The sequence below is a fragment of the Photobacterium sp. WH77 genome (genome assembly GCF_022014395.1).
Classification (GTDB): domain Bacteria; phylum Pseudomonadota; class Gammaproteobacteria; order Enterobacterales; family Vibrionaceae; genus Photobacterium; species Photobacterium arenosum.
This window is the reverse complement of the sequence record NZ_JAKLTE010000019.1, coordinates 74,294-90,768: the sequence shown is the minus strand read 5'-3', so window position 1 is coordinate 90,768 and position 16,475 is coordinate 74,294. Positions and strand designations below refer to the sequence as shown.

The following is a 16,475-nucleotide window of genomic DNA, read 5'->3' as shown; positions in this document are numbered from 1 at the left end:
AGGCGTAGCTTCTATACTGATAAGTTGGCTGCGTGCTGTCGTCATTGGGAGTCACAATAATTGAACTGGATAAACATACAGTATGCGTCTGTGCTGGCCGGAAAAAGGAGCAAATCACGAAGTGGGGATCTGGGTCAGAATCTTATGAAATTGATGAAGTTGTTTTTTTCTTCACCTGTCTGTCCTTGCAAGCATGGTATGTCTGTCCTTGCAAGCATGGTATGTCTGTCCTTGTACGACTGTTGACCTGTCTGTCCCGGTATATCCCCAAGTGGTCCTCAATGTTGGCTGGTCATCTATTTCGGTAAATCCGTGCGAATTAGCGTACTATGTCGTCACTGTATTTGCTGAAGACATTCATGACCATTCCAATAAAAAACATCGCTGTCCCTGAGGTTTCTTGCTCTACTTGTCAGGCTTGCTGTTGCCGCTTAGAAGTCATGATCATTACTGACACTGGCGTTCCAGAACAACACATTGCCACTGATGAATGGGGCGGTGAAACCATGTTACGTCTGGCTGATGGTTGGTGTTCGGCGCTAAACCGGGAAACTTTTATGTGTACCATCTATGAAAACCGGCCTTGGATTTGCCGGGAATTCGAAATGGGCTCGTACGAATGTCGGGATGAAAGAGCAGATTTAGTGTGATTGTTGGGGATCAATCACGGTTCAGAAGCACAGCGTCTGTATATCCAAAGCGCCTACGGCAGTTGGATACAGTATAGATCGAGGCAAATAGACGCCTTTAAAGCGAGGCCAATATGGGTTTTGGACACCAAAGTTGGCCTCTGGGGTAACGGAGCAGCTTTATAGCAACTGCCTCCGATAAGCCAATCAAATGAACATCACTCTCAATTAACGTGAATGATGCCCGTCAGAGTCAGATTTTCACACAAGCGAAAAGGGCATTGCCTGATCTGTTATCCCAAGGGATGATTTTCTCGTAGTCATGCTCAAAGACATGAACTTCAAAGTAGGGCTGCAGTATGTCTTTTAATTCATTGATAGTGACAGCAACCATGGGGTGTTCGTCATGCCATTGATGGGTTTCTTCAGCCGTGCTTCTTTCGATGCTGAGCTTTAACGACTGTTTTTCGCCGTCGCCACAATAATGCCAGCCCGAGTGGAAAGTGAACTGGCTGCCGTCGTGTTGGGCAGTGTGCCTGACAAATAAATCGTTATTGATTTTATCTTTGTCGACCACGTTAAAGCAGAACATCCCCTGATCGCCTAATGCACTGTGCACGCTGGCGATACAGTCTTTCAATTTTTCAATACCATCGCTGTAATGGATGGAATACAGGAAACAGGTGATCAAGTCGACTGGGGACGTAATGTTGAAATCACTCATGTTTTGCAAAGTGAACTGTGCTTCCGGGCAACGCGTGGAGGCAATATCCAGCATCGGCTGATTGATATCCAGTCCGCTGCTCTGATAGCCATAATCAATGAAATGACGAACATGCGGCCCTGTCCCGCAGGCCAGATCAAGATGGGTATTTCCGTTGTTACCGAACAATTGATGGAGCCGACGAATACAGTGGCTTTGGGCCTGGTAATCGATATCGACACACATTAAGTCGTAATAGCCTGAAAGGTCTGTGTAAAGGGCGTTGGCGGACATAGTTGCCTGGTAGACTGAGCTGAAATTTTTGGGTGGCGCATAGTAAACCAATCTGCCGCAATTGCGAAGCAGATAAAAGTATCAGTAACTGAGCTTGTCGCTGGCTATGACGGGACAGACACGGTTATGACGAAAAGGGTGTTGGCGGGACAGACACTATGATTAAGGCCAGAAACTCGTTCTGGCCTATTGAGTGTTATTGTTTTGATCAGAGGGTAAATCGCTGAACCAGGGCGTTTTGCTCTTTGGCCTGGAGATCCAATTTCAGGCTGGCACTGGTGACGCTTTCCATCGCCGCAAGGTTGGCATCGGCAATTTCGCTGATGTCTTCCAGGCTACGGGCAATACTGGCAGTGGTGCTGCGTTGTTCTTCGGTGGCTTGTACTATCTGGCTGCTCATATCGCTGATTTCAATAATGATGGCTTCAATTTCTTCCATCGCGCTGCTGGCTTCTGACGTCTGGTTGACGCTGTCTTCCATTTCGTTAACGCAGCTCTCAATCACCTGAACAGCCTGGCTCGAGCTGGATTGCAGCTCTTGAATCATAGATTCAATCTCGCCCGTTGAGGCGGTAGTTCGCTGAGCAAGAATGCGCACTTCATCAGCAACCACCGCAAACCCCCGCCCTTGCTCACCGGCGCGTGCGGCCTCAATAGCCGCATTCAGTGCCAGCAGGTTAGTCTGATCGGCAATAGTGCGAATCACATCCAGGATACTGCCGATATTACTGCTCATTTGCTGAAGCTGGTTCACCGCCTGCACCGACTGATCCAATTGCTCAGACAGTTGATGGGTGGTGGAAATATTACGGCCCATGACTCCACGGCCCGTTGCCGCGGCCGACTCGACATTTTTCACTTTATCGAGAGTGTGCTGAGCACTTTGGGTCACTTGAGCCACAGAATGCTCCATCTCTGTCATTGCTGTTGCTACGGACGCGGTTTGCTGGCGTTGTTCGTTCAGACGATCTTTGGCGTCAGCTGTGGTGGTCTGGTTCTGGGTGGCGACTTCAGTCAACTCGGCAGAGGCATCGCTCAACTGGCTCAGCAATTGCTGCAGATGGTCAGCCAGCGTATTGATGTGATGGCTCAGTTGACCGAACTCAGCGTATTTGTTGTCAGTAATGCGCTTTGTCATATCGCCTGCTGTCAGTGCTTCCAGTGTGGTCAGCGTGGAAGCCAGCGGTTGTCTGACATTACGTGCCAGGAACCAGCCGATAACAACGGCCAGAAACGCGGCCAGACTGCCTAGCAGAACGGTATTTCGGACGCCCGTCTGGTAAGACTCACCTGCCTGAGCGATGGCCATATTCATGTCATCTCTTGCCTGGCTGCGGAAGCTTTCAAGCAAAGAGTTAGCATTGTTAATTTCTGCCGCCAGATTACTGATACTGGTATAGAGGCGTTCCTGGGCCTGAATATAGTTAAAATGCACATCCAGCACACCACCTGACTGACCTATGTCCTGATTGTATTGGTCAATCGACGAGTCAAAAGTCCGCTTGAGATCGGGGATCATCGAGGTTAGTGTGCGGTAAGAATTGCTGAGATGGTTAACCAGGCGCTTATTGTTTTTTATCGCTTCATTAATTTTTTCAACATCACTGGATGCCAGAGCATCAGATGTAATGGCTTCTGTCTGGCTGAGTTTGTCGAAGTAACTTTTTGCCAGCATCAGCTCAGACACCCGGCTGCGATCGGCAATCACATCTTTCATCCGCACATTGAGGTCGCGATGCAACTGCTGAAAGCGGCGGATGGATTGCTGACGAGCTTCATTGGCGGCTAACTGATCACGGTAGTTGCTCATGGCAACCTGGGCCTGGGTAAAGTATCTGCCTTCTAATGCTGTCAAGGCTTCCAGCTGGCTGCTCAGCGAAGGGTAGTCTTTCGCGGTATCGACAAGGGTTGTCAGCGTTTGGCTGAAATGATCGTAAGATTCAGTAAACTGACTTTCATACTGCTGCATTCGGTTTTGATCATTGGTGGTCAGAAAATCTTTAAACACTTTGTCGGCGACCAGTAGTTCCACGTTGGCCTGACTGGAAATGGTGACTAACGGAACGGATTCGGTGTTCACCGACTCTAATTGCCCATAGATAGTTTTGGTTTCCATCAGCGTTAGTGTGCTGGTGGTTGCGAAGAGGCCGATCATCACGGCGAAACCTGCGTACATACGCCGGATGACAGAAGTCTGTTTTTTCATTGCACTATCGTCCCTAAAACACCCCAGGCCGGACACAGCCCGAGCATTTCCTTGCTTACCAGTGTGGTTTTTATTTTGAGTGTTATTATTTTGTTACTCATACATCGTTTGCTTCACGACGTAAAATAAGTGTGCCTCAAGCCGTGACCGTGTCATCAAAATATCACCGTAATTTGCTAGGCAGGAGTTTGATGAGGATAACCGGATACTCTCTGCACATACTTTGGCAGGTGTAACAAAATGAAGATTTTGCAGTGAAATAATCGCAGGAAAATTGGTTTAAAACGACGTTCAATATTGCTCTGATTACGCGACTCACGCATACTCGGCAATGGTAGAAATCAAAAGATGGAGAAAGTCATGGCAGAAGAAACTATCTTCAGCAAAATAATCCGTAAGGAAATCCCGGCTGATGTGGTGTATCAGGATGATCTGGTCACTGCATTTCGCGATATTAACCCCCGAGCTCCAAGCCATATCCTGATCATTCCTAACAAGCTGGTTCCAACGGTTAACCATGTTGAAGCGGAAGATGAAGCGATGATGGGGCGTTTGTTTACCGTGGCCCGCAAACTCGCAGAAGCGGAAGGTATTGCGGAAGACGGTTATCGCTTGATTGTGAACTGTAATCTTCACGGTGGGCAGGAAGTGTACCACATTCATATGCACCTGTTGGGTGGACGACCGCTCGGCCCGATGCTGGTTGGTTAAGACTGGCGAATCTTCATGGCCTGCTTTCCGCAGAGATTTGTGGGCAGCCAGATGACAAACAGGATCGAATGAAAAAACATTTCCGGCACAAAACTCTTGTCTTTTTTTGCGCTTTTATTCTCTCAGGCTGTGCCAATTTATCCGGGCACAGCCTGTTCAGCCATTACAGCGCCAGCACAAAATCGAGCAGACACGCTTTGTATCAAGGCCAGATTCAGGGCGCATTAGACAGTCTGCCTGATGAGCCGGCTGGGGCGATTCTCGACGGCATGGAGCGGGGCAGGCTGACGTTGCTGACCGGCGATTACACCGCCAGCTTTGCAGCATTGCAGAAATCGGACAACGCGGTTAAAGAGCAGCAAGATGCAGCCCGGATTCAGGTGTCTGAAGGGTTGAACCAGGCTGGATCATTGTTCACCAATGACAATATGATCAGCTACCAAGCCTCTGATTATGAACTGGGATTTTTGCATTTATATCTTGCGCTGAACTACATTCATAATCGGGACCTGAATGGCGCGCTGGTTGAAATGCGCAGAGCGAATCAGGTTCAGGAAGCGGCCAGACAGCAGCGTGAATCTGAGTTAGCCTCGGCAGAAAATCAGCTGCAAAAAGAGGGGCTGACAGACAATATCGGTTCAGTGCTCGCGCGTTACCCGAATGCCGGGCAGACACTGGCAGCGGTGCAGAACGGCTATTTATTCTATTTGTCAGGCATGCTGTATGAAGCGGACGGTAATCTGAATGATGCCTATATCGATTTCAAACGGGCGTTAGCGGTTGCTCCCGATAATCCCTATGTGGCAGAGGCGGTGCAAAGACTGGCTGAGCGGTTGAGCATGAAAGATGATCAGCAGCTGTTGGCCAAAAAGTATGGCCCCTGGCAATCACCTCAGTCAGGAACTGGTCGCCTGATTATTTTAGATGAACAGGGCGTGGTACAGGCTCCCGAAGGCTGGCGTTTGCCGCTTTGGCTCTATGACAGCCAGGGTCAGAGTGTGCTTTACAATCTGGCATTGCCTCATTACCCGCCGCGTCCGGCAGTATTGCCGGGTAAACTCAGTCTTAACAATCGGTTACTGGCTGCGCCGCCTTTGGTTAATGTTGACCAAATGGTGAAACAGAGCCTGAGCGAAACGCTGCCAGTGCGGGTATTGCGCCAAAGCCTGCGAGTGATTGCCAAAGAGCAGGTCAGACAGTCGGCGGCGCGAAACGGTGATGAAGTCGGTAATGTTTTGGCTAATATATTCAATACATTAACAGAGCAACCGGATACAAGAAGCTGGCAAACTCTGCCTGCTCGGGTTGCTTTGTACCAGGAAGACTTGCCTCCCGGCAGCCATCAAATTCAATGGCAGGGCAGGTCGGTGGATGCTGAGGTTAAATCAGGCCGTACCACTATGGTCTGGATTTCCCGACAGGGTCAGTCAATGAGTGGCTGGTCGGTGTTATTAGGAGGAAACTAATGAAATATTTTGCAGTAATACTGTTAACTGTGATGATGGCAGCCTGTGCGGATACCACAACCTCTGGTATCAGTATTGATAGCAGTAACCAGTATGTGGTTATTGCTAACCCTTATCTGGCCAACCAGATTGGGATAGAAAAAGCCATTGTCTCACGTCAGAATGGCTTGCTTCAGGCCGGTGTGCCGGTAAACAGCAAGTCAGATACTGATATTAAGCTGCAGTACCGTTTTTACTGGTACGATGCCAAAGGCTTGGAAGTCAGCGGTAGCGAAAGCCCATGGCGGCAGTTCGTACTGCATGGTAAAGACACAATGACAATCAAAGCCATGGCGAAGAGTGCGGATGTCACCAATTACCGTATTTATATCCGTGAAGCGACCAGTACATGGTAAGCAAGTTTAGTGGGCTGATTGTAATCACCTCATTATTCCAAGAATGATAAAAACCGATTAAGGGTTAGAAATGAAAAAACGCGTCATAGCTTTAGTGGGAATTGCTGCCCTGATGGGGGGTTGTGCAAAACAGGTAACTTATGGAGATGCTCAGGGGGTAGAAACCACGACTTCTGAATTCGGCTCGACAGACCTGCAAAAGATTGCGGAAAACATGACAGACAGCATGCTGGCATCGGGCTCAGTGGGCGCGATTACTGCCGGTAAGCGTCCTATCATAGTGGTGGACAGCATCAAAAATAAAACCAGCGAGCACATCGATACAGAATCTATTACCGATTCAATCAGCACGCGAATGCTCAACTCAGGTAAGTTCCGTTTTGTCGATATGACGCGTGTAGAAGCTGTTCGTAAGCAACTGAACTTCCAGAATAACGATGAACTGGTTAATCAAAGTACGGCGATTCAGTTTGGCAAGATGGTTGGCGCGGAATATATGATGTACGGCAACCTTGCCAGTATCGTGAAGCAATCAGGCAGCGATAAAGACGTGTATTATAAAATGACTATGCGCCTGATGGATCTGGAAACCGGCTTGATTGAGTGGGCGGATGAAACTGAAATCCGTAAGCAGGAAGCCAAACGCTTGCTGGGCTGGTAAGTGCCTGACTCATCGTTTATTCAGCCGGAAGCATGGCCATTCTCCCGCATTGCTGGTTTCGATGTGCTGAATGCCCGCCCTTTGGGGGGCGGGCTCAGTAACCGATGCTGGCAGCTTGTTCTGCACTCCTCTACCTCTTCTGATTCACACGCGGTCTGGCGTCCTGTCAGCCCGGCCAGCCAGGCATTTGGCGTTGACCGTCAGCAAGAATATCAGCTGTTGTCAGCGATTCAGCCTTGCCCGTTTGCCCCGCATCCAATTGCAGAAACGCCAGCCGGTATACTTGTGGAGTGGATAGCCGGAGAGGTTTGTACTCATTCCCCATCGCCAGCCGTGATGATGGCTTTGCAGGCCAAGATTCACCGGTTACCTTTGCCTGGCTGGCGTTTAGCCGTACGTCAGCGGGCTGAACAGTATCTTGCTGCCATCTCACCGGAGGATAACGGGGAAGAACTGGCATCAGTATGCGCACATTATTTCAGCCATATTCCTCAAAGTGGGTTTCCAGACACCTGTTGCCATCATGATCTGGGATTTTACAATCTCATTCAACGTCCGGGCGGAGAGTTGGCCGTGATTGACTGGGAGTATGCGGCGGCCGGTGACCCTATGCTGGATCTGGCGCTCACGGTTCAGGCCAACCAGCTTGAAGTTGTAACGGCTGCGCAGCACTACTGCCGTTATCAGGGGGGTGACCCGGAGCTTGTCTCAGAAGCTGTGCAGCAGTGGCTACCCTGGTGCGATTTCTTGGCTATGCTTTGGTATTATGCTGGCGCACATTTGTGGCAGGATGACACCTATCGTATTGAGGCAAAAGCATTGTTAGCGAAATTGGCTGTTGCCTGATTGCTATCGCCGGGTAAACCTGTCAGACAGTTTCTGGAGGAAGTACGCGTGAGTCTAGCCTGTGCTCGTTGGTATCGTCCGTTACTGTTGCTGTGTGTATTGGCTTTTCTCTCGGGGTGTGCCGCCCGCCTTGCCTATAACACGATGAACTATTGGGTTCCCTGGTATCTGGATGATTATGTCAGCCTGACCCCGGTGCAGGCATCCCGGTTTGAAAGCGAGCTGTTACAGGCTCAGGCTGTGCACCGTCGTCAGGAATTGCCAAAACTGCATCAGCATATTCTTGAATTTCAGCAGGAGCTGCAACGTCCGCTGACTTCAGAGCAAATAAGAAGTTACCACTATAGCTTTACGGCACTGGCAGAGCAGAGTGCTTCAGTTTTTACCCCTCCGGCGGCAAACCTGCTGCGATACCTGAGTAATATCCAGATTGATCAGATTAACAGTAAGATCAATAAGGAACTGGATGAACTTCGGGTCAAAAGAGATAAGTTAAGCCAGGAAGAGAAACTTCAGCGCTATACCACCAGATTTGAGAAATTCAGCAAGGAATGGATTGGTTCACTGACGGAAGAGCAACAAACCATTATTGAAGAACTGGCAAAGTACCAGTTGGATATTGAGCCGGTCTTTTTTTCTGCGCGTCGCGGGCTTTATCAGCAATGGCAGGCGCTATTGTCGCAGCGTCACCGTCCGGAATTTGATGCCAGGCTCGAGAGGTTATTAAGAGATGTTGTCGGTCTTCGCTATGCGCCGGTACAGTCTCAATTAGACCAATACCTTCAGCGCCGATTTGCCTTAATGGCGCAGCTGAATCAGAGTTTGTCTTCTTCTCAGCGCCAGTACCTGATGAATAAATTAACTGACACGCGCAAAGAAATCGCCGTCTTGATCCAACAGTAATCATTATCAATGACCTGATTAACCTCTTTAAATTTGTGGTTAATGGTAAATGCCGTATAGTTATTAACCTCAATACGGACATTTTTCAGGAGTCGCTTCACTATGATCATTTATCTGCATGGTTTTGATTCCACCAGCCCTGGCAATCACGAAAAAGTGCTTCAGCTGCAATTTATCGATCCCGATGTTCGCGCAGTGACTTATAGTACACTTCATCCCAAACACGATATGCAACATTTGCTTAAAGAAGTGGATAAACTCATTGCTGCCAGCGATGATGCACATCCGTTGATATGTGGCGTAGGGCTGGGGGGTTACTGGGCTGAGCGTATCGGCTTTCTCTGTGGTATCAAGCAAGTAATCATTAACCCAAATTTACATCCTGAAACAAATATGCAGAAGAAAATAGACCGGCCGGAAGAGTACGAAGATATAGCAACAAAATGCGTGTCTGATTTCAGAGAAAAAAATATCGGGAAGTGCCTCTGTATACTTTCAACTAATGATGAAGTGTTAGATAATCGATCCATAAATAGAACATTGGACGCATATTACCAAGTGATCTGGGACGATACACAAACGCATAAATTCAAGAAAATCTCCCAGCACTTGCAAGCAATAAAGCAATTTAAAGCAACCAATTGAGTATATGCCTCTCCCTCCGCAGACGGATTGAAACGATCCTCTGCCCAACTCTACGTCAGTCAGAATTTTTACCTGGCAGGGCAATGTCCCTGCCGGTTTGTGCAAGATTTATAAAAACTAGAGGAAAAAGACTGTGACGAGAATCATCGTAGTTGGAGGCGGTGCCGGGGGCCTGGAATTGGCCACCAAACTAGGGCGCACCTTAGGCCGTAAACGAAAGGCAAACGTTACCCTGGTAGACAAAAACAGCAGTCATCTGTGGAAACCACTGTTACATGAAGTGGCGACCGGCTCGCTGGATGAGGGCGTTGACGCATTGAGCTACCGTGCGCATGCCAAAAATCATCATTTCGATTTCCAATTGGGTGCGCTGAAAGACATAGACCGCGATCGCAAAAGCATCACATTGCATCCGCTTTACGATGAGCACGATGAACTGCTGATCCCCGAGCGCGAGATTGAATACGATATTCTGGTTCTGGCTATCGGCTCGAAATGTAATGACTTCAATACACCCGGGGTGCGAGAGCATTGTATTTTCCTGGACAGTCCGGCGCAGGCACATAAATTCAGAACTGAAATGAATAACCAGTTTCTGAAGCTGCATGCACACAAAGAGCAGAAAACGGTTGATATCGCTATTGTCGGTGCGGGTGCTACCGGAGTGGAATTGTCCGCGGAGCTGCATAATGCCGTGAAAGAGCTGCGTTTGTACGGCTTTGGTGATCTGGACAGTTCCCGACTGAACGTCAACCTGATTGAAGCCGGTGAGCGTATTTTGCCTGCGTTGCCGCCTCGCATTTCAGCTGCTGCGCATACCGAGCTGACTAAGCTGGGCGTAAAAGTACACACGGCAACCATGGTGGTTAAAGCGGATGAAACCGGCCTGATAACCAAAGACGGTCAGCATATTCCGGCCAAACTGATGGTTTGGGCAGCGGGTATTAAAGCCCCGGATTTTATCAAAGACATTGCGGGACTGGAAACGAACCGTATTAACCAGCTGGTGGTGAAAGACACGCTACAGACCACCCGTGACGATGATATTTATGTGATTGGGGATCTGGCTGCCTGTACGCAGAAGGACGGTACTCTGGTTCCGCCTCGGGCACAGTCGGCTCATCAGATGGCCAGCCGCTGCTTTTCAAATATCGTCGCTAAGCTGACAGATCGTGCGCAGAAGCCTTATGTCTTTGTGGATCATGGTTCGCTGGTTTCCCTGAGTCGTTTTTCTACCGTCGGGAGCCTGATGGGTAACCTGACCAAAGGGTCGATGATGATTGAGGGCCGTATTGCCCGCGTGATGTATATTTCGTTGTACCGGATGCACCATATTGCGCTGCACGGTTTCTTCAAGACCAGCCTGATGATGCTGGTTGGACGAATTAACCGCGTGCTGCGTCCCAACCTCAAGCTACACTAAAACTATTGTGTCAGACACTTGGAGCTGGCACTCATACAAAAAACCGCCTGAAACGGCGGTTTTTTGTTATCTCTAACCGCACCTGTCACGGGCGGTGGTGATGGTTTGGCTATCAATTGATTTTTAATAATTCGACATCGAAAATCAGCACAGATCCGGGACCGATTTTACCCATAGAGCGGTTACCATACGCCAGTTCAGCCGGGATAAATAAACGTACTTTTTCCCCTTCAACCATCAGCTGAAGTCCTTCTGTCCAGCCTTTGATCACCTGATTGAGGTTGAAAGCGATCGGCTCACCGCGCTCAACAGAGCTATCAAACACAGTGCCGTCAATCAGGGTACCGTGGTAGTGGACAGTCACCTTGTCCGATGCCTTGGGGTGCTCCGTTCCCGTGCCTGATTTCAGCACAGTATATTGCAAGCCTGAGGCTGTGGTTTTAACCCCATCCTGGTTTTTATTGGCTTCAAGGAAGGCTTGGCCTTCTTCTGCATTTTGAACTGCCAGCTGCTTATTGTTCTGGCTGCGTTGAAAGAAGAAAATCACCAAGCCGATGATAATGATCGCGAGAATAATTTTAAACACTGATATTCCTACCTTTTTTGTATTGTCTTTGATGAATATAGCCAAGTAACCCAAGGTTATGTGGCTATCTTAGCCTATCCGGTTGCGTTTAGGTGCCAAGTCCTGCGGGATCAGTGAGTAGACCATGCCATCGCAAGCTTTGCCATGTGTGTAAATCCGGTTCCGGCTCAGAGATTCGAACAGGGCGCCTGTGCGTTCAGCTGTTTTCTGGCTGGGTGTATTGGTGATGTGTACCACGATTTCCAGCCGGGTCAGTGCCAGCGTATCAAACGCAAAACGCGCCAGAGCGACAATCGCTTCTGTCGCATACCCCTGACGATGGCAACTGCTTCGTATCCAGTAACCCAATTCAGCAGAATTGGTCAGCTGAGACAGATTATTCAGACACACAGTACCTAAAAATTTGTCGTCACGGCGGGTAAAAATTGCCAGTTCGTAGCCATTGTCGATTTTCCAGTTCATCTGAGAAGCCGACAGCCAGGCGTGTGCATCCTGTTGGTCATAGCCATCATGACACCACTCGACCCAGGGCTTTAAATCCGGCTGCGATTCCAGCACTGCGGACAGGTTGTCGTCAACATCCGCAATTTTGTAGGGGCGCAGGTAAAGGCGGGGAGTGGTGAGTATGAAGTCCAGCTTCATCGGTGATTCCTGCAGACAGTAAACGGAAAAAGGGGCCGGATGGCCCCTCGCAAAAGCTGTTATTCTGAATCAAGGCGGCGGATTTGTACTACCATTCCCATCAGCGGGTGATCAAGGTAATGGGTTTCACCGCTTCGCATTTTACGCTGCTGGTCAAAGCGGAATGCTTTGAGGAATTCTTCAACCTCTATTTTCTTTTTCACTTCCTGCAGCTGTCCGTACTGAACCGTGCCGCTCTGGTTTGGATCCAGACTGTCTAATGGCTCGGTGCCGACAACCACTTCACGGCGGCCAGGCTCACGTAAATCCAACTGGGTATTGGTGAAAAGAAAGTGATTCACATAGACCTGAATTTTCCCTTCAAGCTCATACAGCGGCTTACTCGCTGCCGGAGAAGGCTCTGCTTGCGTGACTTCACCGGAAGCAAGATCAAAGCTGGGCGGTGCTGTCATTTCGCTGCTGTTCAGGCCATGGCGCGCAGCTTCGGCTTTAGAGGTGCCGTCTTGCAGAAACTGACCTGAGAAATCCCGGCCAGCGGTTAAGTGAAAAGTCGGTGCCTGTGCTTTGCTGAGATCACCTTGCCGCCAGCCAAAGTGAGCAAGTGGGGCGAAACCGGCATGACTCTTCAGGCGCTGATACTGTTCGCTCAGCTTAAATCGGCTTGCCGGCATAGGCGTAATGCCTCTGTTTGCCAGTTGCGCCATATTGTTCAATCGCACTGTGCCACTGTAATTCAGAGGCTCTGCCTGATCCGGCCAGGATTCAGCCGTTTGCCCCGGATCAATATTTCGCTTGAAGATAATGACTTCAATGTCAAATTGTCGTGCTGCGAAACTTGGCAGGCTGATGGCAAGCAGCAGCAAATAAATCAGATTTTTCAAGGTTATACTCCGCACTGGTATGCAGCCATTATAGGGTGTTTTCAGCTAATTGTGTTAGGAAGCCGTCAACATACTTGATGCGCTCACGGCGGTCCGTCAGTGTTGCCGTGACCTTCAGCTTGGTTGGACCATCCATTCTGAATCGCTGTGGCTGTGATTGTAACAGACCGACCAGGAAACCGGGGTCAATGGCAGCATTTTCAGTAAATTCGAAATAACCGCCTTTCTCTCCGGCTTCTATGCGACGAAGTCCCAGATTTGCTGCTTTCAGCTTCAGCTTATTGAGCGTTAACAGGTTCGCAGCGGCATCCGGCAACAGGCCAAAGCGGTCAATCAGCTCCACTTTTAACTCGTCAAGGGTGTCTTCATTGCCGGCACTGGCAATACGTTTATACAGGGACAGTCGCGTATTGATATCCGGGATGTAATCTTCCGGCAGCAGCGCCGGTAATCGCAGTTCAACTTCAGTCTGCTCGCGCAGCAGGTCATCCAACGACGGCTCTTTGCCGGCTTTGAGTGCTTCTACTGCCTGTTCCAGCATTTCCATGAACAGCGTAAAACCAACCGACTGGATCTGGCCCGATTGTTCATCGCCCAGCAGTTCGCCGGCGCCGCGTATTTCGAGATCGTGTGTCGCCAGTGTAAAGCCTGCGCCCAGATCTTCCAGTGACGCGATGGCCTCCAGGCGCTTCACGGCGTCTTTGGTCATACGCTTGGGATGCGGGGTCAGCAGATACGCATAGGCCTGGTGGTGCGAACGGCCAACGCGACCACGCAGTTGATGTAACTGGGCCAGACCAAGATGGTCAGCCCGGTTGATAACTATGGTGTTTGCTGTCGGGACGTCAATTCCGGTTTCTATGATAGTCGTGCAGACCAGCAGGTTAAAACGCTGATGGTAAAAGTCGCTCATGACTCTTTCCAGCTCACGTTCGCGCATCTGCCCATGGGCAGTAGTAATACGCGCTTCAGGAATCAGAACGGCCAGATCCTGCGCCGTTTTTTCGATGCTTTCTACGTCGTTGTGCAGGAAATACACTTGCCCGCCGCGCATAATTTCACGCAATACGGCTTCACGGATGATCAGGTCTTCACGCTCGCGAACGAAGGTTTTGATCGCCAGACGCCGGGCAGGCGGGGTCGCGATAATAGACAGATCGCGCATGCCGCTCATTGCCATATTCAGCGTACGCGGAATCGGGGTAGCGGTGAGCGTGAGAATGTCGACGTCTGCGCGCAGCGATTTCAGTTTTTCTTTCTGGCGGACGCCGAAGCGGTGCTCCTCATCGACAATCAGCAGGCCGAGATCCTGATACTTCACTTCGGCGTTGAGCAGCTTGTGCGTGCCGATCAGGATATCAATTTTTCCCTTAGCGACATCTTCCATAATCACTTTTTGTTCTTTTGCTGTTTTGAAACGGGACAGCACTTCCACACGTACCGGGGTGTTGGCAAAGCGGTCGCGGAAATTTTCAAAATGCTGCTGTGCGAGCAAAGTGGTTGGTACCAGCACTGTGACTTGCTTGCTGTTATCGACTGCCACAAAGGCTGCACGCATTGCGACTTCGGTTTTACCGAAACCGACATCACCACACACCAGGCGATCCATGGCTTTGGCCTGGCACATATCCGACAGCACGGCATTGATGGCCATAGCCTGATCGTGAGTTTCTTCGAACGGGAATCCGGTACAGAAATCGGCATAGGCTTCGCGGTCGAGTTTAAATTTGAAACCTGGTTTCAGCTCACGCTTGGCGTAAACATCCAGAAGCTCTGCCGCCACATCACGGACTTTTTCTGCCGCTTTGTTGCGGGCTTTTTGCCAGCTTTCACTGCCCAGTTTATGGATAGGGGCGGCTTCTTCTGCCCCGCCCGAATAGCGGCTGATAAGGTGCAGGGATGCCACGGGGACATAGAGTTTCGCCCCGCCCTGATATTCCAGGGTGACGTACTCAGTGGTAATGCCGCCGGCTTCGAGGGTCTGCAAGCCCTGATAACGGCCTATGCCATGGTTAAGGTGGACCACAGGCTGGCCAATTTTCAGCTCTGCCAGATTTCGGATAATGGTATCTGAGCTGACAGTGCGCTTGTCCTCACGGCGACGGCGCTGAATAACACGCTCACCCAGCAGATCACTTTCACAGATGAAAGCCAGAGCCGGTTCATCGAGGATAAAACCCTGTTCTGCGGCCCCAATCACCAGAGTGTACTGACTGGCGGCTGCCATGGCCTCTTCAAGGCTGTGACAGACCATAGGGCGCAGTTTTATCCGGGCAAGCAAGTCCAGCAAGGCTTCGCGGCGGCCTTCACTGGCAACGGAAAAGATGATTTTTCCGGTGAAGCTTTCCTGAAACTGACGCAGTGCCGATAAGGGCTCTTTCAACTGATGATTGATGGTCAGCGCCGGCACAGGCGAAATGGCCGGGTTGAACCGGCCGGCTTTGTCTTCTTCCAGGGCTTTGTTCAGTTTGACTTGCGGCAGAGTTTTAAATCCGCTGAACATTTCTGCGGTTGTCAGCCACAGGGCTTTAGGTTCGAGAAGCGGGCGCAGCGGGTCGACACGGCGCTCCTGAAAACGGTATTCGGCATCGTGCAGAAAATGTTCCGCTGCGTTGTCCAGATCGCCTATGGTCAGTAACAGCGTGTTATCTGGCAGATAATCAAACAAAGTATCTGTATTGTCGAAAAACAGCGGCTGCCAGTATTCAATCCCTGCCGGCCAGGTGCGCTTGCTGACCTGCTGATAGATGGACTCTGGCTCCCGGCGGGCTTCGAATTGCTCACGCCAGCGCATGCGGAAGTTTTCCACGGCCACTTCATCTGTTGGAAACTCGTGCGCGGGCAGCAGGTGAATATTGTCGATCTCGCCGGTCGACAGTTGCGACTCAGGGTCGAATTGACGAATCGAATCCACTTCGTCATCAAAGAAATCAATCCGGAAGGGCTCATTGTTTCCCATTGGGAAGAGATCAAGCAGTGAGCCGCGGCTGGCGTACTCACCGTGTTCCATTACCTGATCGACATGGCGGTAACCAGCGGCTTCAAGCTGCAGGCGTAACTTCTCCAGCGACAGGCGATCCCCTTTGCTGACCAGCAGAGCGTGCTGGTGAATAAAGCTGCGCGGTGTCAGGCGCTGTAACAAGGTACTGACAGGAACCAGCAGCACACCATCCTGCTGAGTCGGCAGTTGATATAAACGGGCCAGGCGATCAGAAATGATGTCCTGATGCGGCGAAAAACTGTCATAAGGCAGGGTTTCCCAGTCGGGGAAAATATTGACCTCTGCCTGAGAGAACTGGCTGATTTCAGGCTGTAAACGCAATGCCGTCTGCGTATCCGGCACCACAGCCAGCACCGGGCCTGTATGGCTTTTCGTCAGTTCGGCAATGGCAACCGCCAAGGCGGCACCGGAGACATTTCCCACAAAGCGCTTGTCGCCAGCTTTGTTCGGCATTGGAAGAGAAAATAGCGTGTGTGTTGTCAT

General features: G+C 50.2%; 15 protein-coding genes. 9 read left to right on the top strand and 6 right to left on the bottom strand.

Features of this window, described 5'->3' with window-relative positions; translation table 11 throughout:
* Nucleotides 1-359: 359 nt before the first annotated feature.
* Nucleotides 360-650 (top strand): YkgJ family cysteine cluster protein, encoded by a 291-nt coding sequence (locus L6J37_RS17060; RefSeq protein ID WP_081669315.1) that lies wholly within the window; start codon nucleotides 360-362, stop codon nucleotides 648-650.
* A 232-nt stretch (nucleotides 651-882) separates the two neighbouring features.
* On the opposite strand, the gene L6J37_RS17055 is transcribed toward L6J37_RS17060, so the two are convergent.
* Nucleotides 883-1,626: a class I SAM-dependent DNA methyltransferase gene (locus L6J37_RS17055; RefSeq protein ID WP_218383160.1), complete on the bottom strand. Its 744-nt coding sequence runs from the start codon at nucleotides 1,624-1,626 to the stop codon at nucleotides 883-885.
* A gap of 208 nt (nucleotides 1,627-1,834) precedes the next feature.
* A complete protein-coding gene (locus L6J37_RS17050; RefSeq protein WP_237796023.1) occupies nucleotides 1,835-3,832 on the bottom strand; it encodes a methyl-accepting chemotaxis protein in 1,998 nt (665 codons plus the stop codon).
* A 360-nt stretch (nucleotides 3,833-4,192) separates the two neighbouring features.
* Between L6J37_RS17050 and hinT the strand changes: the two genes are divergently transcribed.
* The 8 genes from hinT to L6J37_RS17010 all read left to right on the top strand — a co-directional run bounded on the left by hinT (nucleotide 4,193) and on the right by L6J37_RS17010 (nucleotide 10,882).
* On the top strand, nucleotides 4,193-4,543 hold the full coding sequence (gene hinT, locus L6J37_RS17045) for a purine nucleoside phosphoramidase (protein ID WP_237796021.1): 351 nt from the start codon (nucleotides 4,193-4,195) through the stop codon (nucleotides 4,541-4,543).
* A gap of 68 nt (nucleotides 4,544-4,611) precedes the next feature.
* Nucleotides 4,612-6,009 carry a COG3014 family protein gene (locus L6J37_RS17040; protein WP_237796019.1) on the top strand — a complete coding sequence of 466 codons (1,398 nt, stop codon included), beginning with the start codon at nucleotides 4,612-4,614 and terminating at the stop codon, nucleotides 6,007-6,009.
* Nucleotides 6,009-6,404: a YcfL family protein gene (locus L6J37_RS17035; RefSeq protein ID WP_237796017.1), complete on the top strand. Its 396-nt coding sequence runs from the start codon at nucleotides 6,009-6,011 to the stop codon at nucleotides 6,402-6,404. The genes L6J37_RS17040 and L6J37_RS17035 overlap by 1 nt, the downstream gene beginning before the upstream one ends.
* A gap of 70 nt (nucleotides 6,405-6,474) precedes the next feature.
* The gene (lpoB, locus tag L6J37_RS17030; protein ID WP_046219739.1) at nucleotides 6,475-7,065 is read left to right on the top strand and encodes a penicillin-binding protein activator LpoB; all 591 of its coding nucleotides are present in this window, start codon (nucleotides 6,475-6,477) and stop codon (nucleotides 7,063-7,065) included.
* On the top strand, nucleotides 7,066-7,911 hold the full coding sequence (locus L6J37_RS17025; protein ID WP_237796015.1) for a phosphotransferase: 846 nt from the start codon (nucleotides 7,066-7,068) through the stop codon (nucleotides 7,909-7,911).
* 48 nt (nucleotides 7,912-7,959) lie between these two features.
* Nucleotides 7,960-8,814, top strand: coding sequence for a DUF6279 family lipoprotein (locus L6J37_RS17020; protein ID WP_237796013.1), 855 nt, complete (start codon nucleotides 7,960-7,962; stop codon nucleotides 8,812-8,814).
* Nucleotides 8,815-8,916: 102 nt separating this feature from the next.
* Nucleotides 8,917-9,459 (top strand): alpha/beta hydrolase YcfP, encoded by a 543-nt coding sequence (gene ycfP / locus L6J37_RS17015; RefSeq protein ID WP_218383163.1) that lies wholly within the window; start codon nucleotides 8,917-8,919, stop codon nucleotides 9,457-9,459.
* A gap of 133 nt (nucleotides 9,460-9,592) precedes the next feature.
* On the top strand, nucleotides 9,593-10,882 hold the full coding sequence (locus tag L6J37_RS17010; RefSeq protein ID WP_237796011.1) for an NAD(P)/FAD-dependent oxidoreductase: 1,290 nt from the start codon (nucleotides 9,593-9,595) through the stop codon (nucleotides 10,880-10,882).
* A gap of 112 nt (nucleotides 10,883-10,994) precedes the next feature.
* Here L6J37_RS17010 and L6J37_RS17005 read toward each other — a convergent pair whose 3' ends face one another.
* The 4 genes from L6J37_RS17005 to mfd form a co-directional block, all read right to left on the bottom strand.
* The gene (locus L6J37_RS17005; RefSeq protein ID WP_218383164.1) at nucleotides 10,995-11,468 is read right to left on the bottom strand and encodes an FKBP-type peptidyl-prolyl cis-trans isomerase; all 474 of its coding nucleotides are present in this window, start codon (nucleotides 11,466-11,468) and stop codon (nucleotides 10,995-10,997) included.
* A 69-nt stretch (nucleotides 11,469-11,537) separates the two neighbouring features.
* Nucleotides 11,538-12,110, bottom strand: coding sequence for a GNAT family N-acetyltransferase (locus L6J37_RS17000; RefSeq protein WP_218383166.1), 573 nt, complete (start codon nucleotides 12,108-12,110; stop codon nucleotides 11,538-11,540).
* A 59-nt stretch (nucleotides 12,111-12,169) separates the two neighbouring features.
* Entirely contained in the window at nucleotides 12,170-12,991 is an 822-nt protein-coding gene (locus L6J37_RS16995; protein WP_192017522.1) for a peptidoglycan binding protein CsiV, read from the bottom strand.
* Nucleotides 12,992-13,019: 28 nt separating this feature from the next.
* Nucleotides 13,020-16,475, bottom strand: coding sequence for a transcription-repair coupling factor (gene mfd, locus L6J37_RS16990; protein WP_237796009.1), 3,456 nt, complete (start codon nucleotides 16,473-16,475; stop codon nucleotides 13,020-13,022).

Coding starts and splice junctions, on each gene's coding strand:
- L6J37_RS17060 (WP_081669315.1), top strand. CDS start 360: ATGACCATTCCAATAAAAAACATCGCTGTCCCTGAGGTTTCTTGCTCT.
- hinT (WP_237796021.1), top strand. CDS start 4,193: ATGGCAGAAGAAACTATCTTCAGCAAAATAATCCGTAAGGAAATCCCG.
- ycfP (WP_218383163.1), top strand. CDS start 8,917: ATGATCATTTATCTGCATGGTTTTGATTCCACCAGCCCTGGCAATCAC.
- lpoB (WP_046219739.1), top strand. CDS start 6,475: ATGAAAAAACGCGTCATAGCTTTAGTGGGAATTGCTGCCCTGATGGGG.
- L6J37_RS17055 (WP_218383160.1), bottom strand. CDS start 1,626: ATGTCCGCCAACGCCCTTTACACAGACCTTTCAGGCTATTACGACTTA.
- L6J37_RS17050 (WP_237796023.1), bottom strand. CDS start 3,832: ATGAAAAAACAGACTTCTGTCATCCGGCGTATGTACGCAGGTTTCGCC.
- L6J37_RS17000 (WP_218383166.1), bottom strand. CDS start 12,110: ATGAAGCTGGACTTCATACTCACCACTCCCCGCCTTTACCTGCGCCCC.
- L6J37_RS17035 (WP_237796017.1), top strand. CDS start 6,009: ATGAAATATTTTGCAGTAATACTGTTAACTGTGATGATGGCAGCCTGT.
- mfd (WP_237796009.1), bottom strand. CDS start 16,475: ATGACAACACACACGCTATTTTCTCTTCCAATGCCGAACAAAGCTGGC.
- L6J37_RS17040 (WP_237796019.1), top strand. CDS start 4,612: ATGAAAAAACATTTCCGGCACAAAACTCTTGTCTTTTTTTGCGCTTTT.